This window comes from Mycolicibacterium insubricum, from assembly GCF_010731615.1.
GTDB lineage: Bacteria > Actinomycetota > Actinomycetes > Mycobacteriales > Mycobacteriaceae > Mycobacterium > Mycobacterium insubricum.
This window is the reverse complement of record NZ_AP022618.1, coordinates 3,568,380-3,591,000: the sequence shown is the minus strand read 5'-3', so window position 1 is coordinate 3,591,000 and position 22,621 is coordinate 3,568,380. Positions and strand designations below refer to the sequence as shown.

Here is a 22,621-nt window from a genome sequence, read left to right as displayed (position 1 = left end):
ATGGAAGCAGCCCGCATCGCGTCGGTGCGGGCAACCATCACCGGAAGGGACATCACCATGTACGAGACCCCCATCACCGTCGTCGGCCGCATCGTCACCGACCCCCGGCGCCGCGACACCGGGAACTCCGACGTCGTCAAGTTCCGGGTGGCCAGCAATTCCCGCCGTCGCGCCGACGACGGCAGCTGGGTCACCGGCGAAACCCTGTTCGTCAACGTCAACTGCTGGGGCCGGTTGGTGACCGGCGTGGCCGCCAGCCTGAAGAAAGGCGACGCCGTCATCGTCGTCGGGCACCTCTACACCAGCGAATACGACGACCGGGACGGGCAGCATCGCTCCTCGCTGGAGTTGCGGGCGACCGCCGTCGGGCCCGATCTGAACCGCTACATCACCAGGCTGGAAAAGCACGGTGTGCCCGCCGAGCCCGCGCCGGGCGTCGGCGACGGTTTCCCCGGTGATCGGGACGCCGAGACCGTCGGGTTCGGCGAGCGGTGTAGTTCTGCGAGCACGAGGCCCGGCGCCGACCAGACCGCCGACGGCGACGACGGCCCCGGCGCCGACATCGGTGGGCAGGTCGAGGTCGAGGTGGCCTGAGGACCCAGGCGCCCGGGGGCGTGCGGGCGCGGGCCCCCGGGTGCCGATTTGGCCGGACTCCTAGGATGGGAAGCCACCGAGGTCTTCGACGCGCGTGACGCGTCGGAGCTTCCTGCCCGACGAGAAAGGCAACACTGCGGCATGGCTGAGTTCATCTACACGATGAAGAAGGTCCGCAAGGCGCACGGCGACAAGGTCATCCTCGATGACGTCACGCTGAGCTTCTACCCGGGCGCAAAGATCGGCGTCGTCGGCCCCAACGGCGCCGGCAAGTCCAGCGTGCTGCGGATCATGGCCGGTCTGGACACGCCGAACAACGGCGATGCATTCCTGGCCCCGGACGCCACGGTCGGCATCCTGCTGCAGGAGCCGCCGCTGGACGACACCAAGACTGTCCGAGAGAACGTCGAAGACGGCGTGCCGATCAAGGCCAAGCTCAACCGCTACAACGAGGTCGCCGAGCTGATGGCGACCGACTACAGCGACGAGCTGATGGAGGAGATGGGCAAGCTGCAGGAGGAGCTCGACGCCGCCGACGCGTGGGACATCGACTCGCAGCTCGAGCAGGCCATGGACGCACTGCGCTGCCCGCCGCCGGACGAGCCGGTCACCAAGCTGTCCGGTGGTGAGCGCCGCCGCGTCGCGCTGTGCAAGCTGCTGCTGAGCAAGCCGGACCTGCTGCTGCTGGACGAGCCCACCAACCACCTGGACGCCGAGAGCGTGCTGTGGCTGGAACAGCACCTGGCGAGCTACCCGGGTGCGGTGCTGGCCGTCACCCACGACCGGTACTTCCTGGACAACGTCGCCGAGTGGATCCTGGAACTCGACCGCGGCCGGGCCTACCCGTACGAGGGCAACTACTCCACCTACCTGGAGACCAAGGCCAAGCGCCTGGAGGTCCAGGGCAAGAAGGACCAGAAACTGCAGAAGCGGCTCAAGGACGAGCTGGCCTGGGTGCGCTCCGGCGCCAAGGCCCGCCAGGCCAAGAACAAGGCCCGCCTGCAGCGCTACGAGGAGATGGTCACCGAGGCCGAGAAGACCCGCAAGCTCGACTTCGAGGAGATCCAGATCCCGGTCGGCCCGCGACTGGGCAGCGTGGTCGTCGAGGTCGAGCACCTGGACAAGGGATTCGGCGGCAGGCAGCTGATCAAGGACCTGTCCTTCACCCTGCCGCGCAACGGCATCGTCGGCGTCATCGGCCCCAACGGCGTTGGCAAGACCACCCTGTTCAAGACCATCGTCGGACTGGAGGAGCCCGACAGCGGCACCGTGAAGGTCGGGGAGACGGTCAAGCTCAGCTATGTCGACCAGAACCGCGCCGGTATCGACCCGAAGAAGACCGTCTGGCAGGTGGTCTCCGACGGGCTGGACTACATCGAGGTCGGGCAGAACGAGATCCCGTCGCGCGCCTACGTGTCGGCCTTCGGCTTCAAAGGCCCCGACCAGCAGAAGCCGGCCGGGGTACTCTCCGGCGGTGAGCGCAACCGGCTGAACCTGGCGCTGACGCTCAAGCAGGGCGGCAACCTGATCCTGCTCGACGAGCCCACCAACGACCTCGACGTCGAGACCCTGGGCTCGCTGGAGAACGCGTTGGAACAGTTCCCCGGCTGCGCCGTGGTGATCAGCCACGACCGCTGGTTCCTGGACCGCACCTGTACCCACATCCTGGCCTGGGAAGGTGACGACGACAACCCGGCCAAGTGGTTCTGGTTCGAGGGCAACTTCGGCGCCTACGAGGAGAACAAGATCGAGCGCCTCGGCGCCGAGGCCGCGCGCCCACACCGGGTGACCCACCGCCGCCTCACCCGCGACTAGCGCGTCACGGCAACCGCTTTGGCGTTCTCGAGGCGCCGGGGCGGCGTCCCCGATTAGGGTTGCTTTGGTACCCGTGGGCCGTACCGGTCGGCCCCGTCCAACGGCGGACGGTACCCGGTGAACGCAGGGGTGTGGCATGGCGCAACGCGCGCGGACGGAGCCCATCGGAGACTGGTCGGATCTGTCGCCGGAAGCGGCCGAACAGCTCGCGGCCGCCTACGCGGCGGCCTACCGCGCACCCCAGGGTGACGCCCCGCAGAGCGCGACGACGGCCACCGGTCCCGCCCGGGTGCCCGGGGACCTGCTGACCGCCGCGTTGCGACTGGGCCGGCGGCGCACCGCCGGTCAGACCCTGGTCACCGTCGACGAGGCCCCGGATTCCGGTGACGGCGGCGCGGTGCTGCAGGTGATCACCGACGCCGGGCCGATGCTGACCGACTCGCTGACGGTACTGCTGCACCGTCTGGGCGTCGGCTACGCCGCCATCATGAGCCCGGTGCTGCGGGCGGAGCGCAATGACGACGGCGAGCTGCTCGGCATCGCCCCGGCCGGGCCGGGGGACGGCGCGGGTGTCGATGAGGTCTGGATCCACGTGCGGCTGGCCCCGACGGTCGACCGCTCGGCGCTGGCCGAACTGCGCCGGCAGCTGCCCGACGTGCTGGGCGACGCCTACCAGGTGAGCTGCGACGCCGACGCCATGAACGCTCAACTGCTGTCGCTGTCAGAGCAGATCGCCGCCGATTCCGGTGACCGGTTCCCGGGTCCCGACCGCGCCGATGTCGCCGCGCTGCTGCGCTGGCTGGCCGACGGGCACTTCGTGCTGCTGGGCTATCAGCGCTGCCCGGTCCGCGACGGCAGGGCCACCGTCGACCCCGACTCCCGGCTGGGCACCATGCTCCGGCGCACCGAGGTGCTGCCGCAGCTGACCGATAACAACGATCCGCTGGTGCTCGCGCATGCCACCGTGCCCAGCTACCTGCGCTACGGCGCCTACCCCTACATCGTCGTGGTTCGCGAGCACCCGGGCAACGATGCGGTCGAGCACCGCTTCGTCGGCCTGTTCACCGTCGCCGCCGTCAACGCCAACGTGCTGGACATCCCGCTGGTCGCCGGCCGGGTGCGCGGCGCCCTGGCCCTGGCCGCCGACGACCCCACCAACCCCGGGGCGCTGCTGCTGGACGTCATGCAGACCATCCCGCGCCCGGAACTGTTCGCACTGTCGGCCCGCGAGCTCTACGACATGGCGAGCACCGTGATCGGGCTGGGCTCCAGCCGGCGCACGCTGCTGTTCGCCCGTACCGATTCGCTCGGGCACTTCGTCTCGTGTCTGGTGTACCTGCCCCGGGATCGCTACACCACCGCCGTGCGCCTGGAGATTCAGGACATCCTGGTCCGCGAACTCGGCGGAACCGGGATCGACTATTCGGCCCGGGTCAGTGAATCACCCTGGGCGGTTGTTCATTTCACCGTCCGTCTGCCCGAGGGCGAGTCCGCGTCGGCCGCCGATGTCTCCGCCGCCGACGCGGCCCGGATCCAGGGTCTGCTCACCGCGGCGGCACGGACCTGGAGTGATCGGCTCTACGGTGCGGTCGCCGACGGCCGGATCGACCTCGCCACGGCCGAGCACTACGCGTCGGCGTTCTCCGCGACCTACCGGCAGTTCCACACCCCCGACGACGCCATTGGCGACATCGCGATCATCGAGGCGCTGCACCACGACTCGGTACGGCTGGTGTTCGCCGACGGCGGTGAGGAGCCCGACGAGGACGGCGACGACGTCGCCACGCTGACCTGGTATCTGGGCGGTCGGGCGGCCTCGCTGTCGGACCTGCTGCCGATGCTGCAGTCCATGGGTGTGGAAGTGCTTGACGAGCGGCCGTTCTCGGTCACCCGCCCCGACGGCATGGAGGTCTGGATCTACCGGTTCCGGATTGCGCTGAGCGCGGATATCGCCGCGGATCAGGCTGCGTACGTCGATGCCGAGAGCAATGTCGCCGACCGGTTCGCCGATTCGGTCACCGCCATCTGGCAGGGGCGGGTGGAGATCGACGGGTTCAACGAGCTGGTGCTGCGCGCCGGCCTGACCTGGCAGCAGGTCGCCGTCCTGCGTGCCTATGCAAAGTACCTGCGGCAGGCACGTTTTCCCTACAGTCAGCCCTACATCGAGTCGGTGCTCAACGACAATCCGCGCACCGTGCGGGCCCTGGTGGCGTTGTTCGAGGCGATCTTCGATCCGGGTCTGGCCGACGCCGAGCGCGCCGCCCGCGCCCAGGCCGCAGCGGTGGCGGTGGCCGCCGACATCGACGCCCTGGTCAGCATGGACACCGACCGGGTGCTGCGGGCATTCGCCTCGTTGATCCAGGCCACCCTGCGCACCAACTACTTTGTCACCAAAGAAGACTCGGCGCGGGCCAATGGCGTGCTGGCGATCAAGCTGGAATCCGGGCTGATCGACGAGTTGCCGCTGCCCAGACCGCGATTCGAGATCTTCGTGTATTCGCCCCGTGTCGAGGGGGTGCATCTGCGCTTCGGTGCGGTCGCCCGCGGTGGGCTGCGCTGGTCGGACCGCCGGGAGGACTTCCGCACCGAGGTTCTTGGGCTGGTCAAGGCGCAGGCGGTCAAGAACGCCGTGATCGTGCCCGTCGGCGCCAAGGGCGGCTTCGTCGTCAAGAACCCGCCGGCGCCGACCGGGGACCCCGCTGCCGACCGCGACGCCACCCGCACCGAGGGGGTCAATTGCTACCGGCTGTTCATCGCCGGGCTGCTGGATCTCACCGACAACGTGGACCGGTCCGACGGTGCGGTGCTGCCGCCCGCGCAGGTGGTGCGCCGCGACGGGGACGACGCCTACCTGGTGGTTGCCGCCGACAAGGGCACCGCATCGTTCTCCGACATCGCCAACGACGTTGCGGCCCAATATGGTTTCTGGCTCGGCGACGCTTTCGCCTCCGGCGGATCGGTGGGCTATGACCACAAGGCCATGGGCATCACCGCCAAGGGCGCATGGGAGAGCGTGAAACGGCACTTCCGGGAGATGGGTGTCGACACCCAGCGCCAGGACTTCACCGTCGTCGGCATCGGCGACATGAGCGGTGACGTCTTCGGCAACGGAATGTTGCTCTCCGAACACATCCGGCTGGTGGCGGCGTTCAACCACCTGCACATCTTCGTCGACCCCGACCCGGACGCGGCGAGATCGTTTCCCGAGCGGCGCCGCCTGTTCGAGCTGCCGAGGTCGGGCTGGGACGACTACGACCCCGCGCTGATCTCGCCCGGGGGCGGGGTGTTCAGCCGGCAGCAGAAGTCGATCCCGATCAGTTCGCAGATGGCAGCCGCGCTCGGACTGGATGAGACGGTTACCGAGATGGCGCCGCCCGCGCTGGTGAAGGCGATCCTGCAGGCGCCGGTCGATCTGCTGTGGAACGGCGGCATCGGCACCTACGTCAAGGCCGAGACGGAGTCCGACGCCGACGTCGGAGACCGCGCCAACGACGCCGTGCGGGTAAACGGAAACCAGGTGCGCGCCAAGGTGATCGGCGAAGGCGGCAACCTCGGCGTCACCTCCCGGGGGCGCATCGAGTTCGATCTGTCCGGCGGGCGGATCAACACCGACGCGCTGGACAACTCCGCCGGCGTGGACTGCTCCGATCACGAGGTCAACATCAAGATCCTGGTGGATTCGCTGGTCAGCCAGGGCACGGTGGCCCCCGACGCGCGGGCCGCGCTGTTGGAGTCGATGACCGATGAGGTCGCCGAACTGGTTCTGGTGGACAACGCCGCGCAGAACGATCTGATGGGCACCAGCCGGGCGCAGGCACCCTCGTTGCTCAATGTCCATGCGCGTCAGATCGACGACCTGGAGGCAACCCGCGGGCTCAACCGCGAACTGGAGGCGCTGCCCGGTCCCAAGGAGATCGCCCGCCGGCAGGAGACCGGGCTGGGGCTGACCTCACCGGAGCTGGCAACCCTGATGGCGCACGTCAAACTTGCGCTCAAGGACGATCTGCTTGCCACTGAGCTGCCCGACCAGGATGTGTTCGCCTCCCGGTTGCCGGAATACTTTCCGCAGCAACTGCGCTCGCGGTTCGCCGGGGACATCCGCGGCCATCAGCTGCGCCGGGAGATCGTCGCCACCATGCTGGTCAACGACGTCATCGACACCGCGGGCATCACCTTCGGATTCCGCATCGTCGAGGACACCGGGGTGTCCTCGGTGGACGCCGTGCGCGCGTTCGCGGCCACCGACGCGATCTTCGGGGTCGGCAAGACCTGGGCGGCCATTCGGGAGGTGGGCCGCAGCAACACCGTGCCGGTGGCCGTCAGCGACCGGATGACGCTGGATCTGCGGCGGCTGATCGACCGCGCCGGCCGCTGGCTGATGAACTACCGGCCGCAGCCGCTGGCCGTCGGGGCGGAGATCAACCGGTTCGCCGCCAAGGTCGCGGCCCTGACTCCGCGGATGCCGGACTGGCTGCGCGGCGACGACGAGAAGATCGTCACCAGCGTGACCGCGGAGTTCATCGACGCCGGCGTACCCGCAGAGCTGGCCTACACCGTGGCCAGTGGGCTCTACCAGTACAGCCTGCTCGACGTCATCGACATCGCCGACATCGCCGAACGGGACACCGAGGAGGTGGCCGACACCTATTTCACCCTGCTGGACCATCTCAATTCCGACCGGCTGCTGTCGGCGGTGTCCCGGCTGCCGCGCGACGATCGCTGGCACGCGCTGGCCCGGCTGGCCGTCCGCGACGACATCTACAGTTCGATCCGACTGCTCACCTTCGACGTGCTGGCCGTCGGTGAACCCGACGAGACCGGCGAGGAGAAGATCGCCGAGTGGCAGCAGATGAACTCCTCGCGACTGGGCCGGGCCTCGCGCACGCTGGCCGAGATAGACGCCGACGGCGAATACGACCTCGCTACGCTGTCGGTGGCCGCGCGCCAGATCAGGAACATGACCGCCACGACGGGAACGGGGAGCCAGGGATGAATGCAGGGGACCGCCGGTGAGCAGTGGTGAACCCGGATTCGTCGCCGAGGTGCCGGTGCGCTGGTCCGACATCGACATGTACCAGCACGTCAACCACGCCGTCATGGTCACCATCCTGGAAGAGGCGCGGGTGGTGTTCCTCAAGCAGGCGTTCGCCGTCGACGTGGCCACCACCGGGCTGCTGATCGCCGAGGTGAAGGTGGGCTACAAGGGCCAACTGCGGCTCACCGATTCGCCGCTGCAGGTCACCATGTGGATCAAGCGGCTGCGCGCGGTCGACTTCACCATCGGCTACGAGGTGCGGTCGGTACACGCCGCGCCGGACTCCCGCGCCGCCGTCGTCGCCGAAACCCAGTTGGCGGCGTTCGACATCGAAGAGCAGAAGCTGGTCCGGTTGGCGCCACACCACCGGGAGTTCCTGGAACGCTGGTCGCGGTGACCGAACGCGGCGTCTGGGTACCGGAGCGCAGCGCCCGGGCCGATCTCGCGGTGTTCGCCGACCGAGCCTGCCGGCTGGATCCGGCCGCGGTGCTGCGGTTGCGCACCCGCGACGCCGACTGTTTCGAGGTGTGGGTCAACACCGGCCTGGACGTGCTCGCGATGCGGCTGGTGGCCGGCCGCGTCGCGCCCGACGATCTGTGCGCCGGTGCCGACGCGGTAGCCGCCGGGCTGGCCGCCGCGCGACCCGACGGGTTCGGTGACCCCGGCTGGTCGATGGATTCCTCCTGGCACGCCATGCTGCCGCCACGATCGGGGTTCAGCCATGTCGAGGACCTGCCGGCCGCCGCCGTCATCGAGCTGGGCCGGCGCGGGTCGGACGCGGCCCGCGACGCCGGCACCCCCGGCGCACCCGCGTCGCTGCTGAGTCAGGACGTCATCACCGTGACCGGCGACGACGGCGAGGCGATCGGCGTCGAGATGCGCGCGGTGTTCGCGCTGACCGGGATGAGTTTCCTGCCGACCGACCCGGCCGCGGTCGGTGCCGACGAGATCGTACGCGTCCGGGCGACACCGGGCTGGCTGCGGGTGGACACCCGCTTCGGCTCGGTCTACCGCCGCCGCGGCGACCCGAACGTGGTCCTGCACTGATCGATCAGAACGGGGCGTTGACCATCGCGTCGGCGGCCATCACCAGGTAGTCCAGCAGCTCGCGCCGATGCGCGTCGTCGAGGGTCTGCGAGTCGATCTCGGCGACCGCGGTGTGCATGCAGCGCAGCCACGCATCGCGCTCCAGATAGCCGATCCGGTACGGCACGTGCCGCATCCGCAGGCGGGGATGTCCGCGCTGGTCGGAGTAGGTGCGCGGGCCGCCCCAGTACTGCTCCAGGAACATCCGCAGCCGATCCTCGGCGCCGGTCAGGTCCTCCTCGGGATACATCGGCCGCAGGAGCTCGTCGTCGGCGACCAGCTCGTAGAACCGCGACACGATGCGGTCGAAGGTGGCGTGGCCGCCGATCTCGTCATAGAAGGACTGCTGTGTTGGCTGCACCTCTTCATTGTGCGGGCCACCCCGGTCGGCCACGTGGGCGGTCCCGCGGGGGCGGGCGCGGCCTCCTGGTTCAACCCGGTGGACACCGGAGGTTAACCGGATTGACCTGCGGGCACGTCGAGAATTCGGATGCGGGTGGACCTGATCCGTGGTGAACTGTCCTGCGGAGGATTCATGGCGCAGCGAAACCCTCACCGGGCTCGACGAGCCACGGTCAGTCGCTTGGGTCCGGTTGCGGCCTCGGGTCTGCACCGGGCCGAAAACTGTGCGCCCCCGCGCGATCCCGGTTCGGTCTTCAGCCGGCGTCGGGTGCTGCTGCTCAACGCCACCTACGAGCCGTTGACTGCGCTGCCGCTGCGGCGTGCCGTCGTCATGCTGCTGTGCGGCAAGGCCGAGGTGGTGCACGAGGACGCCGACGGCGCGGTGCTGCACGCCGCGACCACCAGCGTCACGGTCCCGACGGTGATCCGGCTGCGGGCCTACGTCCGGGTGCCCTACCGCGCCCGGGTGCCGATGACCCGGGCGGCCCTGATGCGCCGGGACGGTTTTCGCTGCGGTTACTGCGGCGCCAAGGCTGACACCGTCGACCATGTGGTGCCCCGCAGCCGGGGTGGGGAGCACAGCTGGGAGAACTGCGTGGCGTGCTGTTCGACCTGCAACCACCGCAAGGCGGACCGGCTGCTGACCGAGATCGGTTGGACCCTGTCGGCGGTGCCGCTGCCGCCGTCGGGCAGGCACTGGCGGCTGCTGTCGACGATCACCGACCTCGACCCGGCGTGGTTGCGCTATCTGGACGACGGCGCGGCCTGAGATTCTTCGGGGTCCGGCCGGTGCGCGTGGCGGCGGTGGGTTAAGTTGAACCGGTGAGCGAGACCGGAACTACACACATGATCCTCGGGGGCGTTCCGCTCCTGCTGTTTATCGTGCTGTACCTGATGACGATGCTGAAGAAGGGCCCGCGTCCGCCGTCATACACGCTGGCCGAGCGTTGGACCCACGCCCCGGTGTTGTGGGCCGCCACCGACGAGGTGGTCGGCTCGGGTCACGGGCATGGTCATGGTGGGCACGCCTACACCGTGGGAGGTGGCGCAAGTGGCAAGTGGTGAATTCCCCGTCGTCGCGCATCCGGAGCGACTGCCCTACGGCTCGGTGGTGACCTCCAGCGGCCGGGTTTCCGGGACCGCGGAGCCGGGCGAGCTCAGCGATGACAGCCCCTTCTCCATTGCCGACCGGGTCAAGGTCGACGAGGCGCTGAAGTGGGGCACCCGTCAGTCCAAGGCGCGGTTCGCGATCTACCTCGGCGAGCTGGGCAGTGACCCGCGCGCCGAGGCCGAGCGGATCCTCGGCCGGGTGCCGACCCCGGACGACGCGGTGCTGCTGGCCGTCTCGCCGAACCAGAAGGCCATCGAGGTGGTCTTCGGTTCGCACGTGCGCGGCCGTGGCGCCGAGGCGGCCGCGCCGCTGGGCATCGCTGCGGCCAAGGCCAGCTTCCAGGAGGGCAACCTGATCGACGGCCTGGTCAGCGCCATTCGGGTGATGTCGGCGTCCATCGCGCGTCCGTAGCGCACGAGCTGTAAAGGAGGGCTCCGCCGCCGGCGGGGCCCTCCTCTTTTGCGCGAGCGTGCGTGTTCCCGGTCCGACACGCGGGGTGGGTCGCTACGAGTTGTCGAAGTTCCGCGCGCGCAGGGACCGCTCGACCCCGGCGCGGCCCTCGAGCACCAGTCGGCGCAGCGCCGACGGCAACTCCGGGTCCGACAGGAACATATCGGCGGCCGCCAGGGCTTCCTCGCTGATGTCCCACGACGGGTACAGCCCGACGACCACGGTCTGGGCGACCTCGCTGGAGCGGCGCTCCCACACCCCGGAGACCGAGTGGAAGTAGCGCGCGGTGAACGGCGCCAGCACCGCGGCCTGCCCGGGTGCGACGAACCCGTTGATGATCGAGCGCGCGGTGATATTGGCCAGGGTGTCGTCCTCGATCACCTGGGTCCAGGCGGCCTGCTTGACCGCGGCCTGCGGGCGGGCGGCCGCCGCAGCGGCAGCGCTGCGTCGCCCGGCGGCGGTGTTGTCGCGGGCGGCCTCGGCGTCGATGAACGGGGTTTCCGGTCCGTCGGCGTCGATGTGCCCGGCGCCGGCCAGCGCCGTCACGATCCGCCAGCGCAGATCGGTGTCGACCTGCAGGCCCGGCAGGCCCAGATCGGCCGGATCGGAATCCAGCAGATCCGCCAGGAGCGTGACGTGGCGGGTAGCCAGCACCGACGAACACAACGCGTTGACGAAGGCCAACTGGTGATCCGAGCCGGCGTCGGCCTCATGCGCGAGTGCGGCGAGCCGGTCGGCGAAGCCGGGCCAGCCCTGCTCGCGGGCCCACCCGGGTTCGGCGTAGGAGCCCAGCGCCGTCTGCGCCTGCAGCAGCAGCCGCTGCGCCACGCCCACCTCGGTCTCGGCACCGATGCCGCGCTGTACCAGCGCGACGAAGTCCCGGGCCCGCAGCTCGGCGTCGCGGGTCATCTCCCAGGCTGCCGACCAGGCCAGCGTGCGCGGCAGCGGTTCGGCGATATCGGCGATCCGCTCCAGCAGCGTCTCCAGTGATTCGGTGTCCAGCCGCAGCGAGCAGTAGGTCAGGTCGTCGTCGTTGACCAGGATCAGTTTGCCGCGGGAAATGCCCTGCAGCGCAGGAATATCCGTCGACTCACCGTCGACGTCGACCTCCTCGCGGTACACCCGGACGAGCTTGGGAGACCCCGCGGGATCGTCGTCGTAGATGCCGATGGCCAGTCGGTGCACCCGGGTCTCCCCGGCGCCCGGCGCCGCGCCGCCCTGACGCACGGCGAACCGGGTGAAGCGCCCGTCGGCATCGACGTCGAAGTCCGGGGCCAGGGTGTTCAGGCCGGTGGTCTTGAGCCACTGCGCGCCCCAGCCGGACAGATCCCGACCCGAGGAGCGCTCCAGTGCGCCAAGCAGATCCGCGAACCGGGCGTTGTCGAACGCGTGCTCGGCGAAGTACGCGCGCAGTCCGGCCAGGAAGGCGTCCAGCCCCACATAGGCGACCAGCTGCTTGAGCACGCTGGCGCCCTTGGCGTAGGTGATCCCGTCGAAGTTGACCTCTACGGCGTGCAGGTCGGGGATGTCGGCGGCGACTGGGTGCGTCGAGGGCAACTGGTCCTGACGGTAGGCCCAGGACTTCTCGACGTTGGCGAACGTGGTCCACGCCTGGGTGTACTCGGTAGCGGCGGCCTGGCACAGCACCGAGGCGAAGGTGGCGAAGGATTCGTTGAGCCACAGGTCATCCCACCAGGTCATGGTGACCAGGTCGCCGAACCACATGTGCGCCATCTCGTGCAGCACGGTCTCGGCCCGGCGCTCGTAGGAATACCGGGTGACCTTGGACCGGAAGACGTAGTCCTCCAGGAAGGTGACTGCGCCGGCGTTCTCCATCGCGCCCGCGTTGAACTCCGGCACGAACAGCTGATCGTACTTGCCGAACGCATAAGGCACACCGAAGTTTTCGTGATAGAAGCCGAAGCCCTGCTTGGTCTCGGTGAACAATCGCGCGTGGTCCATGTACTGCGCCAGCGATGCGCGGCAGAAGATGCCCAGCGGAATCTCGCCGTGGGCGTCGGTGTAGACGTCGCGCCACACCGCATACGGACCGGCGATCAGTGCGACCAGATAGGTGCTCATCCGCGGGGTGGTGGCGAAGGTGTGCACCGTGGTGTCGTCCAGGTCGCCGCGTTCGGCGGACACCGGCGCGCCGTTGGAGATCACCTGCCAGTGCGCGGGTGCGGTGACCGTGACGTCGAAGGTGGCCTTGATGTCGGGCTGGTCGAAGCAGGCGAACATCCGCTTGGCGTCGGCGGTCTCGAACTGCGAGTACAGGTAGACCTGCGAGTCGACCGGGTCGACGAATCGGTGCAGGCCCTCGCCGGTGTTGGAGTAGCGGCAGTCGGCCTCGACCACCACGACGTTGTGGGCGGTCAGTCCGCGCAACGGGATCCCGGTCGACTCGTCGTAGCCGGAGACGTCGATTTCGCGGCCGTTGAGGGTGGCCCGACGCACGCGCTCGGCCGCCAGATCCAGATAGGTGTCGGCGCCGGCCAGGGCGTCGAACTCGACGGTGGTGACCGAGGAGAAGGTGCGCTCACCGGGCGCGCCGGCGCCGTCGGTCAGGTCGAGGTCGATGCGGTAGTTCGCGACGGTGACCAGCGCGGCGCGTTCGGCTGCCTGGTCCCGGGTGAGGTTGGGGAGTGCCACAACCACTCACCCTAACCGTGCTGCGGGCTACCCGCCGATAATGCCGGTCAGGCCCTGCAGTCCGGAGAGCTGGTTGATGATGGTGCCGTCGCCGATGGAGGTCATCATCTGCGGGCAGTAGTGCTGAATGGCCAGGCCGGCGAAGAAGCCGGCGAGCTGCGGGGGCACTCCGCCGTTGCGGGCGGTGGCCGCGGCCTCGGCGAACGAGGATCCGGGCTTGACCAGCGCCGGGCAGATCGACTCGCCCAGGGCGGCCGTCATGCCGGGATCGCTGGTCGACATCCCGGCGTTGCTCAGCGCTGAGATGAAGTCGTCGTCGCCGTCGGCCTGGGCCGGGGCGGCGGTCATCAGTACGGCCGCGGTCACCGCGGCGAGCGCGCCGGCGGTTCGCCGCGCCGTACGGGAGAACGTGATGGTCATGTCGTGGGCTCCTGGAATTGGGTCGGGCAATAGGAACGCCCTGCGGGACCACATCTCACTTGGGTAACAGATGTCGCTTTGGTAACAATGGTCGTCGTTGGTAACGATGACGACACGGTTCGGTCAGGACTTGCACACAATGTGTGTCGCAGCCGCGGACCGCTGTGTTAACCACCGTAGCGGCTGCGGCCGGAACACCGCGCGCACCGCGCGGGTTGCACCCGTAGGGGAGTACGCCCGCCATCATCGAGAGGACCGCCGATATGTCCGAGAAGTCCCGCGCCGATTTCTGGTTCGACCCACTGTGTCCCTGGTGCTGGATCACCTCACGCTGGATCCTCGAAGTCGAGCAGGTCCGTGACATCGACGTGGTTTTCCACGTCATGAGCCTCGCCGTCCTCAACGAGGGCCGCGACAACCTCGACGAGCACTACCGCGAGCTGATGACCAGGGCGTGGGGCCCGGTGCGGGTCGCCATCGCCGCCGAGCAGCTGGCCGGTCCGCAGGTGCTGGGCCCGCTGTACAACGCGATGGGCACCCGCGTCCACAATCAGGGCATCAAGGATCCCGACGTCGTCATCGCCGAAGCGCTGGCCGAAGTCGGGCTGCCCGCCTCACTCGCCGAGGCCGCCACCTCCACCGAGTACGACGACGCCCTGCGCGCCAGCCACCACGCCGGGATGGATCCCGTCGGCACCGATGTCGGCACACCCACCATTCACGTCAACGGCGTGGCGTTCTTCGGTCCGGTGCTCTCCCGCATCCCGCGCGGCGAGGAAGCCGGCAAGCTATGGGACGCGTCCGTCACGTTCGCGTCCTACCCGCACTTCTGGGAGCTCAAGCGCAGCCGCACCGAGTCACCTGTGTTCGATTGATCCCGCCCCGGTTAGGGTTACCCGCATGCGCGTCTACCTCGGTGCCGACCACGCCGGCTACGAACTCAAGCAGGCCATCATCGAGCACCTGACCGACACCGGGCACGAACCGGTGGATTGCGGGGCGTTCGAATACGACGCCGTCGACGACTACCCGGCGTTCTGCATCGACGCCGCACGTCGCGTCGTCGCCGACCCGGGCAGCCTCGGCATCGTGCTGGGCGGTTCCGGCAACGGCGAGCAGATCGCCGCGAACAAGGTGCCCGGGGCGCGCTGCGCGCTGGCCTGGAGCACCGAGACCGCCGCGCTGGCCCGCGAGCACAACAACGCGCAGCTGATCGGCATCGGCGGCCGGATGCACAGCCGCGAAGAAGCACTGGCCATCGTCGACACCTTCCTGGCCACTCCGTGGTCGGGGGAGGAGCGCCACCAGCGCCGCATCGACATCCTCACCGCCTACGAGGTCGACCACGCCGCACCGCCGGTCCCCGGCGCCCCCGCCTGAGCTGACCCATGCCGGAGGGGCACGTCCTGCACCGCCTCGCGCGGCTGCACCAGCGCCGCTTCGGCGGGCACCCGGTGGCCGTCGGCAGCCCGCAGGGCAGGTTCGACGACGGCGCCGCTCTGGTACACGGCCGGGTCTTGCGCCGGGCGGACGCCTGGGGCAAGCACCTGTTCCACCACTACGACGGCGGCCGCGCCGTGCACATCCACCTCGGCATCTACGGCGCGTTCTCCGAGTACGCCCTCGACGGCGACGGGCCCCCGGATCCGATTGGGCAGGTGCGGATGCGCATGCTGGGCACCGACTACGGCACCGACCTGCGCGGACCGATGGTCTGCGAGGTGCTCGACGACGGCGGGATCGCCGACGTGCTGGACCGGCTCGGACCCGACCCGCTGCGCGCCGACGCCGAGCCGGACAAAGCCTGGTGGCGGATCTCGAAATCTCGGCGCAGCATCGGCGCCCTGCTGATGGACCAGTCGGTGCTGGCCGGCGTCGGCAACATCTACCGCAGTGAGGTGCTGTTCCGGCACGGCATCGACCCGATGCGGCCCGGCACGTCGATCAGCGCCGAGGAGTTCGACGCCATCTGGGCCGACCTGGTCGCGATGATGAAGGTCGGGCAACGCCGCGGGCAGATCGTCGTCGTGCGCCCCGAGGACGACCACGGCGCACCGTCGTATCGCGCCGGGCGGCCCCGCACCTACGTCTACCGGCGGGCCGGAGAGCCCTGCCGGATCTGCGGTTCACCGGTGCTCACCACCGAGCTGGAAGGCCGAAACCTGTTCTGGTGTCCCGCCTGCCAGCACTGACCTCTTCGGTCCGGCACGTTCGCCGTCGACGCCCTAGGGTGAGAGCGTCCGCGTCGGGGTGGAGGCCGAGTGAACGCAGTTCTGCAGTTTCTGGGTGACCAACCGCTGATCACGGTCGCGTTGGTGATCATGGCCGGGACCGCACTCGGGGCGGTGTCGATACGCGGGATCCAGCTCGGGGCGGCCGGGATCCTGTTCGCGGCGCTGGGGCTGTCCGCCTGGGGTGCCGCCGCCGGCGTGAATATCGAAGTGCCCGACGCGCTCGGGTCGTTCGGACTGGCCCTGTTCGCCTTCGCCACCGGGGTGGTGTCCGGGCCCGGCTTCTTCGCGGCGATCCGCACGTCCTGGCCGCTGATGCTGTCGGCGGCCGGGGTGATCTTCGCGGCCGCCGCGGTGACGTTGATCCTCGGTCGGGCGATGGGACTGGACAGCGACGCGATCGCCGGGGTGTTCGCCGGTTCGCAGACCAACACCCCGGCGCTGGCCGCCGCCGGTGGTGGTGCCGAGGCCACCGTCGGCTATGCCTCCGCGTATCTGTTCGGTGTGTTGGCGATGCTGGCGGCGACGGCGTGGTCGCTGCGCCGGGCAGCGTCGGACACCGACGCCCCGCAGCCCATCGTCGGCGCCACCATCCGGGTCGACCGCCACCAGCCGGTGACCGCCGCCGACGTGCAGAGCCGGATCGGCGGCGCCGTCAAACTCGTCCGGGTCTGCCACGCGGGCCAGTCCGAGGTCACCGCCGTCACCCCGGACACCCAGTTCGGCCACGGCGACAAGGTGTCGGTGGTGGGGGAGGCCGACGACATCGACGCGATCGCCGACCGGCTCGGCCACCGCTCCAGCCACGACCTGACCGACGACCGTTCCGGCCTGGACTTCCGGCGCATCACCCTGTCGAACCCGCGGTTCGGCGGACACCGCGTCGCCGATCTTCCTTTCGCCGGCCACGGTGCGACGGTGTCCCGGGTCCGGCGCGGTGACGTCGACTTGGTCAGCGAGCCGTCGTTGCGACTGCAGCTCGGTGACCGGCTGCGGGTGGTCGCGCCGCCGGAGAACATGCACGCGGTGACCGAACTGCTGGGTGACTCCAATCGCGGGCAGACGGCGTTCGCGCCCCTGGCGCTCGGCGGTGGACTGGCGATCGGGTTGGGCATCGGCCTGATCCCGATCTCGCTGCCCGGCGGGCTGACGGTTTCGATCGGCGCGGCCGCCGGCACCCTGTTGGTCGGGTTGGTGATGGGCCGGATGCGCCGGATCGGCCCGATCCTGACCAGCATGCCGGTGACCTCGGCGACGGTCTTGGCCGAGATCGGCCTGATGTTGTTCCTGGCCTACGCCGGATGCAAGGCCGGCGGCCTGATCGCCGTGGCGTTCGCATCCGGCGAGGTGGTCAAACTCGTCGGGGTCGGCGCGGCCGCGTCGGCCGTCGTCGCCGTCGGGAGCTATGCGCTGACCCGGTGGGTGTTCTCCCTTGGCGGCGTGCGCAGCTCGGGGGTACTCGGCGGGGTGCAGACCCAGCCGGCGCTGCTCGGTTTCGCCAACGAACGCACCGGCTACGACGCCCGGGTGTCTCTGGGCTACACGCTGGCCTATCCCACCGCGATGATCGTCAAGGTGATCGCCGCACAGGTCCTGGTCGTCCTCTGAAACCGCCGTCCCGCTCCGGCTCGGCGGCTCGGCCGCGCGATCGCGGGACATCACCCGGCACAATGATCCCGTGGAATTGATACTCGTCGTCGTCGGGGCGATCGTGATCACCGTGATGGCGCACCGCCGGGGCCTGGAACCCGCGCTCGTCATCGTCGTCGTCGGTATCGCCGTGTCGTTCCTGCCGGATTTCGAACCGCCGGAACTGGATTCGCACGTCCTGCTCACCTTGGTGCTGCCACCGCTGCTCTACTCGGCCGCCCTGAACTTCTCCTTCCCGACGTTCCGGCGCAACATCCGCCCGATCCTCGGCCTCGGCGTGGGGTTGGTGGTGGTGACCGCGTTCGCCGTCGCCGGGTTCTCCGCCTGGGCCGACGCGGTCCCGCTGTCCTTCGGCATCGCCCTGGTGCTGGGTGCCATCGTGGCGCCACCGGACGCCGTCACCGCGGTGGCGGTGGGCCGCAAGCTCGGCCTGCCGCGGCGGATGATGGCGATCCTGACCGGGGAGAGCCTGATCAACGACGCCGCCGCGCTCACCCTGTTCAGCTTCGCCGTCGCGCATGTGGCCGGCACCAAGACGTTCATCGAGAACCCCGTCGCACTGTTCGGCTACAGCGCCGTCGTCGGGCCCCTGGTCGGCGCGGCGCTCGGCTACATCACGCTGTGGATCCGCAACCAGCTGGAGAGTCCGGGCCTGGAGACCGCGCAGGGGCTGCTGGTGCCGTTCGCGGCGTTCATCACCGCCGAGGAACTGCACGCCTCCGGTGTGCTCGCGGTGGTGGTCGCCGGGTTCATCGTCGGCAACGGCACGCTGAGCGCCGGCTACCAGACCCGACTGCAGGAACGGCACGTCTGGAATGCCCTCGACGTGCTGCTGGAGGCGTTCGTCTTCGCCTATATCGGTCTGCACCTGCGATTCGTCCTGGTGCACCTGCAGGAGGCGCACGAATCGCTGATGGAGGTCGTCGTCGCCTCGCTGATCGTGCTGGCCGTCGTGCTGCTGATCCGGCCGCTGTCGGTGTTCGTCATCTTCGGGCGCCGCAAGCTGACCGAGCACGTCGGTGCCCGAGTACGCCTGCCCACCGTCGAGAACGGAGAGCGCGGCTGGCGGCTTCGGTTGCGGCGTCGCCGGGTGGACCACGCCAAACTGACCTGGCAGGAATCACTGGTGGTGTCCTGGACCGGCATGCGCGGGGTGGTGACACTGGCCGCCGCCGCGGCGATCCCGGTGACGACGGCCTCCGGAGAGCCGTTCCCGGAGCGGGCCTCGATCCAGGCGATCGCCTTCCTGGTCAGCGTGGGAACGCTACTGCTGCAGGGCTGGACGCTGCCGTTGCTGATCCGCCGCCTGCACATTCGCGCCGACGCCGACGCCGAGCTCGCGGAGTCTCTCAGGGCTGCGCAGGTGGTGCACGATGCCGCCGAAGGGGTGTTCGCCGCGTTCCGGGATAACCCGCCGGCCGGAGTGGACGGCGAGCTCGCCGAGGAGATCCTGGCCACCATCGCGCGGCAATCCGACGACGCCGACCAGATGCCCGATCCCGACGAGCACACCCCGCGCGCCGAGGTCTATTCCAAGCTCTACCGGAATGTGCTGGTGGCCCAGCGGGCGGCACTGATCGCCGAGCTCGATGCCGGCAACATCGAGGACGAGGCGGCCCGGGCGATGCTGGAACGCCTGGATCTGCAGGAGGCCGGCGTCACCGCGCGTCTGGAGAGCCGGTTCTGAGCTGACGGGGTCCACCGATCGGTGGACCCAAAATTCCCCCCGGGTTCGGGCCGGCCGGCGGACTGACCGGACGCCGCGATGACGGGATCGTTGTTGCAACACAACGACACCCGTCAGGAGCCCACCAGTGACCACCGCCCTTCGCCCCGCCCGCTTGCACCGCTTCGCCGTGATCGCCACCCTGGCGGCCGCACCGGTGGTGGGCCTGGCGCTGTCCCCGATGGCCCAGGCCTCGACGGGTGCGACGCCCGCCTTCTCCCCGTGCGGCAACCCCAAGGACACCACCAGCCACATCTGGAACGGCGTCAAGCACGCCACTCCCATGCTCAAGCTCGGCAACCGCGACGTCGTCTTCCCGAACAAGGACCGCTCGCTCGGCTACGCCGTGCACGACGGGCAGGCCAAGCCGCGCAGCGACGTCAACCTGCTGGTAGTGCCGACGGTCCGCGAGCACGGCATCGAGTGCGACAACCTGCTCGACGCCGCCGCGCCGCACTACTTCAACGACGCCTACTCCGAAGTCAGCCTGATGAAGGGTCCGGACTGGGCTCTGGGCATCAACTCCAAGGACGAGCGGGACCAGGACCAGCTGCACATCCACCTCACCCGGCTCTACGGCCCGGCCCGCGCCGATATCGACAGGGCCGTCAAGGAGAACAAGGTTCCGCGCAACGAGCACGACTGGCAGAAGTCGGTCATCGAGGTCACCGGCCACGACCAGCACGGCAATGACAACAAGCACGCCTACCGCGCCTGGAACACCGACAGCATGGACTACAACTTCTTCGCCAAGCTCAACGACGACATCGTCAAGCCGTTGAAGAAGTCCCACTCCGGCGCCGGGATGGAGCACGAGACGATGCTGATCACCCAGAACAAGCAGGGCACCGGCTTTGTCGTGCTGGAGAGCGACCGCAACACCGGCATCCACGGCGTCGCCAACATCGAGCCGCTGCTGAACAAGGGCTGATCCCCCCGGGAAATCAGTGTCACGGCCCCGTTGTGTACGCAATTAGGGTGGAACCGACACCGATCGGAGGGTGGGGGAATGGCTCGGTATTCACTGGAGCCGGTGACGCGCGCGCAGGCCGTCGCGGCGAAGGAAAAGACATCACGCTGGTACAAGTACCCGTACGTCGTGGTCTTCGCGGGCGGGTTCGCGGTGATGCTCGGCGTGTACAACATCGACCTCGATCCGGCCAACACCGAAGCCTGGGTCATCACCGCGGCCGGACTGCTCGCTGCGGTGGCCGGTGCCTGGTGGATCTGGGCGGTGGCGCAGCGGACCGGTTACCGGATCACCCGGCCGCACAGCGAATTCGGTTGGCTGCTGGTGGGCCCGGCGGCCGTGGCAGCGGTCAGCCTGGTCGGCTGGGGGCTCGTCGAGCTGATCAAGGCGTTGGGATTCGAGGGCAGCAAGGCCGGTATCGCCGTCATCGTGGCGGCGATCGGTACCGGCGTCTTCGTGCTGAAGCAGTACGCCCGCTGGTCCACTCTGTTCCTGGGCAACGCGGACGGATTGACCTTCGCGCGGGACAAGGACTTCGCCGGTGGGTGGAACGCCGTCGGCAAGGTGATCATCGCCCGCGCGAACGAGCCCGGCATGGTCGAGATCGGTGTGGTTCCGGTGCCCGGAGTGCCGGTGAACCCGATGCCCGTGCGGTCCGACGCGGTGCTCGGCGATCTGCCGGCGCGGGTGTCGGTGCCGGCGTCGAAGTTCGACTTGGACCGGTTGAAATGGGCCCTGAATCAATCGGGTTGCAGCGATATCCCGCTGCTGGAACGTAAACCCAGCGGCGACCGGCTGCTCGGGATGTCCAACCGCTGGCACGAGCCCGTCGCGCCCTGACCGTCAGTTCGCGTGCAGCCCGGTGATCGCGAAAGTCTCGACCCGCTCGACGTGCCCGCCGGTCCACGCCACCACGGTCACCGGGCCGGTTTGCACGCCACTGATGGTGACCGGGTTGGACCAGGGCGACGAGGACCCGCCCGCCATTACACAGCGCGCCTCGCCCAGGGTCCGCCCCTGCTGCAGGATCCGGACGCCGATGCACTCGTCGACGCCGGTGATCTTCCCACCGGCCGAGATCGTCTGTCCGGCAACGGTAGAACCGTAGACTGGACTGTCCAGCGTCAGGAGGTTGTCTTCGGTGCCGACGACCACCCACGGTGCGACGACGGCGCTGCCCACGCGCTGCAGGTGGATGTTCGCCGCGGTGTGTGTGCTGTTTCCGACGGATTGTCCGACCTTCACCCACGCGTGATCGCCGCGTTCGTCGACGCCGACGATCTGATTGACCTCGGTGAATCCGAGGTACTCGTTGACAAATCGCAGGGCGGTCTGGCCGGCGTCGAACCGCCAGGCGTCGCTGTCCCCGGCCTGTTGCACCCACTGGTCGGCGGCCTGAGGGGAATCGAAGGGCCACAGCGCGACGTTGACGAACTGACGAGGCGAACCCCGCATGGCGACGGTGGTGCTGGGCGACGCCGTCCAGCTTGAAGTGCCGGCCGCTGCCGAGGGTGAACCGCCGGATGCCCTCGGCGAATCGCCGGAGTCACTCGATGAACCGCGGAGCCCGAATACCGCCAGCGCGACCAGCACCACGGCTACCAGCGCCCCCACGCCGATGATGATCGGCAGTTTCGATCCGCCTCCGGACGGCACCGGATACGGACCGGTTGCCTCCGGCGACCACTGCTGCTGATAGGGCACCTGAGTGTGCCCAAACTGGGCTTGGCTGACCGGGGCCTCGGCGGAGTCGTCGTGGGAGTAGTTGACCGCGGCCTGGGGCTGGTTTTCGTATTGCGGTGGTGCAACGGCGGCCGACGCCTGGGCGTCGATACGGGCTTGGTCGTCCTCGATCGCGCAGGACGGGCATGGGCTGGTTTCGTCCGGGAGCTGGTGTCCCCGTGGGCAATAGCCCGACCAACCGTCGGTCAACGCGATCCCCCCGAGACGTTCGGTGTGCACCCGGTGGCCTCCGGCGACACACCCAGCGGACAATGCCTGGTAGACCGCATTCTGGCACACCGCCGCGGATGCCCTGCCCGGACGATGCCGTCGGGACCGAGATGGCAGCAAAGGAGCACGTTGTGATCGTCAGAACCCTCAAGATTCTTGGCTGGGTGACCGGGGTCTCCCTGATGGTCCTGGGGGCGGGCCGCATCTTCTTCCCCTTGGAGACCATCCCCGGTGCCGGCGCGGTGACGGCGACCATGGACAGCGAGACGCGTGCGGCGGGTGCCCTGTTGATTGCCTTGGGTGTCGGTTACCTCTGGGCGATCCGCAAAGCCGAGATCCCGGTCGTCGCGGTGCGATTCCTCGCGGCCAGCATGGCCCTGTTGGCGCTGACGCGTGTTGTCTCGATCATCGCCGTGGGCCTGCCGGATCCCGTCTTCGTCGTCGCCGGCGTCGTGGAGTTCGTGGCCGCCGGCCTGACCTATTGGTACTCGTGCCTGGGCCCGCGGCCGGACGCACAACGCTGATT

Annotated in this window: 20 protein-coding genes; 16 read left to right on the top strand and 4 right to left on the bottom strand. The window is 69.1% G+C overall.

Annotated elements, in window-relative coordinates:
• The first annotated feature begins 57 nt into the window (after window positions 1-57).
• From ssb to G6N16_RS16855, 5 genes are all read left to right on the top strand, one after another.
• Window positions 58-594 (top strand): single-stranded DNA-binding protein, encoded by a 537-nt coding sequence (ssb, locus tag G6N16_RS16875; RefSeq protein WP_083031466.1) that lies wholly within the window; start codon window positions 58-60, stop codon window positions 592-594.
• Between the two features lie 141 nt (window positions 595-735).
• Window positions 736-2,409, top strand: a complete 1,674-nt coding sequence (gene ettA / locus G6N16_RS16870) for an energy-dependent translational throttle protein EttA (RefSeq protein WP_083031405.1) — start codon at window positions 736-738, stop codon at window positions 2,407-2,409.
• Window positions 2,410-2,545: 136 nt separating this feature from the next.
• Window positions 2,546-7,402 (top strand): NAD-glutamate dehydrogenase, encoded by a 4,857-nt coding sequence (locus G6N16_RS16865; protein WP_110810870.1) that lies wholly within the window; start codon window positions 2,546-2,548, stop codon window positions 7,400-7,402.
• 16 nt (window positions 7,403-7,418) lie between these two features.
• Complete coding sequence (locus tag G6N16_RS16860) at window positions 7,419-7,841, top strand: acyl-CoA thioesterase (protein ID WP_110810869.1); 423 nt, start codon at window positions 7,419-7,421, stop codon at window positions 7,839-7,841.
• Window positions 7,829-8,491: a DUF8185 domain-containing protein gene (locus G6N16_RS16855; protein WP_083031464.1), complete on the top strand. Its 663-nt coding sequence runs from the start codon at window positions 7,829-7,831 to the stop codon at window positions 8,489-8,491. The genes G6N16_RS16860 and G6N16_RS16855 overlap by 13 nt, the downstream gene beginning before the upstream one ends.
• A gap of 4 nt (window positions 8,492-8,495) precedes the next feature.
• Here G6N16_RS16855 and G6N16_RS16850 read toward each other — a convergent pair whose 3' ends face one another.
• The gene (locus G6N16_RS16850; protein WP_083031461.1) at window positions 8,496-8,891 is read right to left on the bottom strand and encodes a globin; all 396 of its coding nucleotides are present in this window, start codon (window positions 8,889-8,891) and stop codon (window positions 8,496-8,498) included.
• A gap of 174 nt (window positions 8,892-9,065) precedes the next feature.
• Here G6N16_RS16850 and G6N16_RS16845 point away from each other — a divergent pair, with 174 nt between their 5' ends.
• The 3 genes from G6N16_RS16845 (at window position 9,066) to G6N16_RS16835 (ending at window position 10,454) form a co-directional block, all read left to right on the top strand.
• Window positions 9,066-9,701 carry an HNH endonuclease gene (locus G6N16_RS16845; protein WP_083031459.1) on the top strand — a complete coding sequence of 212 codons (636 nt, stop codon included), beginning with the start codon at window positions 9,066-9,068 and terminating at the stop codon, window positions 9,699-9,701.
• Window positions 9,702-9,778: 77 nt separating this feature from the next.
• Window positions 9,779-9,997 (top strand): aa3-type cytochrome oxidase subunit CtaJ, encoded by a 219-nt coding sequence (ctaJ, locus tag G6N16_RS16840; RefSeq protein WP_083031404.1) that lies wholly within the window; start codon window positions 9,779-9,781, stop codon window positions 9,995-9,997.
• Entirely contained in the window at window positions 9,984-10,454 is a 471-nt protein-coding gene (locus tag G6N16_RS16835) for a DUF5130 family protein (protein ID WP_179961214.1), read from the top strand. Before ctaJ ends, G6N16_RS16835 begins: the two co-directional genes overlap by 14 nt.
• Before the next feature lie 93 nt (window positions 10,455-10,547).
• On the opposite strand, the gene pepN is transcribed toward G6N16_RS16835, so the two are convergent.
• The gene (gene pepN, locus G6N16_RS16830; RefSeq protein ID WP_163787909.1) at window positions 10,548-13,145 is read right to left on the bottom strand and encodes an aminopeptidase N; all 2,598 of its coding nucleotides are present in this window, start codon (window positions 13,143-13,145) and stop codon (window positions 10,548-10,550) included.
• Between the two features lie 27 nt (window positions 13,146-13,172).
• The gene (locus G6N16_RS16825; protein WP_083028768.1) at window positions 13,173-13,565 is read right to left on the bottom strand and encodes a DUF732 domain-containing protein; all 393 of its coding nucleotides are present in this window, start codon (window positions 13,563-13,565) and stop codon (window positions 13,173-13,175) included.
• Window positions 13,566-13,828: 263 nt separating this feature from the next.
• Here G6N16_RS16825 and G6N16_RS16820 point away from each other — a divergent pair, with 263 nt between their 5' ends.
• The 7 genes from G6N16_RS16820 to G6N16_RS16790 all read left to right on the top strand — a co-directional run bounded on the left by G6N16_RS16820 (window position 13,829) and on the right by G6N16_RS16790 (window position 20,982).
• Window positions 13,829-14,440 (top strand): mycothiol-dependent nitroreductase Rv2466c family protein, encoded by a 612-nt coding sequence (locus G6N16_RS16820; protein WP_083028769.1) that lies wholly within the window; start codon window positions 13,829-13,831, stop codon window positions 14,438-14,440.
• 25 nt (window positions 14,441-14,465) lie between these two features.
• On the top strand, window positions 14,466-14,945 hold the full coding sequence (locus G6N16_RS16815) for a ribose-5-phosphate isomerase (protein WP_083028770.1): 480 nt from the start codon (window positions 14,466-14,468) through the stop codon (window positions 14,943-14,945).
• Between the two features lie 8 nt (window positions 14,946-14,953).
• Window positions 14,954-15,757 carry an Fpg/Nei family DNA glycosylase gene (locus G6N16_RS16810; protein WP_083028771.1) on the top strand — a complete coding sequence of 268 codons (804 nt, stop codon included), beginning with the start codon at window positions 14,954-14,956 and terminating at the stop codon, window positions 15,755-15,757.
• A gap of 69 nt (window positions 15,758-15,826) precedes the next feature.
• On the top strand, window positions 15,827-17,404 hold the full coding sequence (locus G6N16_RS16805; RefSeq protein WP_234805679.1) for an aspartate-alanine antiporter-like transporter: 1,578 nt from the start codon (window positions 15,827-15,829) through the stop codon (window positions 17,402-17,404).
• 70 nt (window positions 17,405-17,474) lie between these two features.
• A complete protein-coding gene (locus G6N16_RS16800; protein ID WP_083028772.1) occupies window positions 17,475-19,133 on the top strand; it encodes a cation:proton antiporter in 1,659 nt (552 codons plus the stop codon).
• A gap of 127 nt (window positions 19,134-19,260) precedes the next feature.
• On the top strand, window positions 19,261-20,103 hold the full coding sequence (locus G6N16_RS16795; RefSeq protein ID WP_083028773.1) for a CDP-diacylglycerol diphosphatase: 843 nt from the start codon (window positions 19,261-19,263) through the stop codon (window positions 20,101-20,103).
• A 102-nt stretch (window positions 20,104-20,205) separates the two neighbouring features.
• Window positions 20,206-20,982 carry a hypothetical protein gene (locus G6N16_RS16790; protein WP_133052845.1) on the top strand — a complete coding sequence of 259 codons (777 nt, stop codon included), beginning with the start codon at window positions 20,206-20,208 and terminating at the stop codon, window positions 20,980-20,982.
• Between the two features lie 3 nt (window positions 20,983-20,985).
• Here the strand turns inward: G6N16_RS16790 and G6N16_RS16785 are convergent, their stop codons facing one another.
• A complete protein-coding gene (locus G6N16_RS16785; protein WP_163787908.1) occupies window positions 20,986-22,104 on the bottom strand; it encodes a hypothetical protein in 1,119 nt (372 codons plus the stop codon).
• Window positions 22,105-22,226: 122 nt separating this feature from the next.
• Here G6N16_RS16785 and G6N16_RS16780 point away from each other — a divergent pair, with 122 nt between their 5' ends.
• Window positions 22,227-22,619 carry a DUF4345 domain-containing protein gene (locus tag G6N16_RS16780; RefSeq protein ID WP_163787907.1) on the top strand — a complete coding sequence of 131 codons (393 nt, stop codon included), beginning with the start codon at window positions 22,227-22,229 and terminating at the stop codon, window positions 22,617-22,619.
• Window positions 22,620-22,621 lie beyond the last annotated feature (2 nt).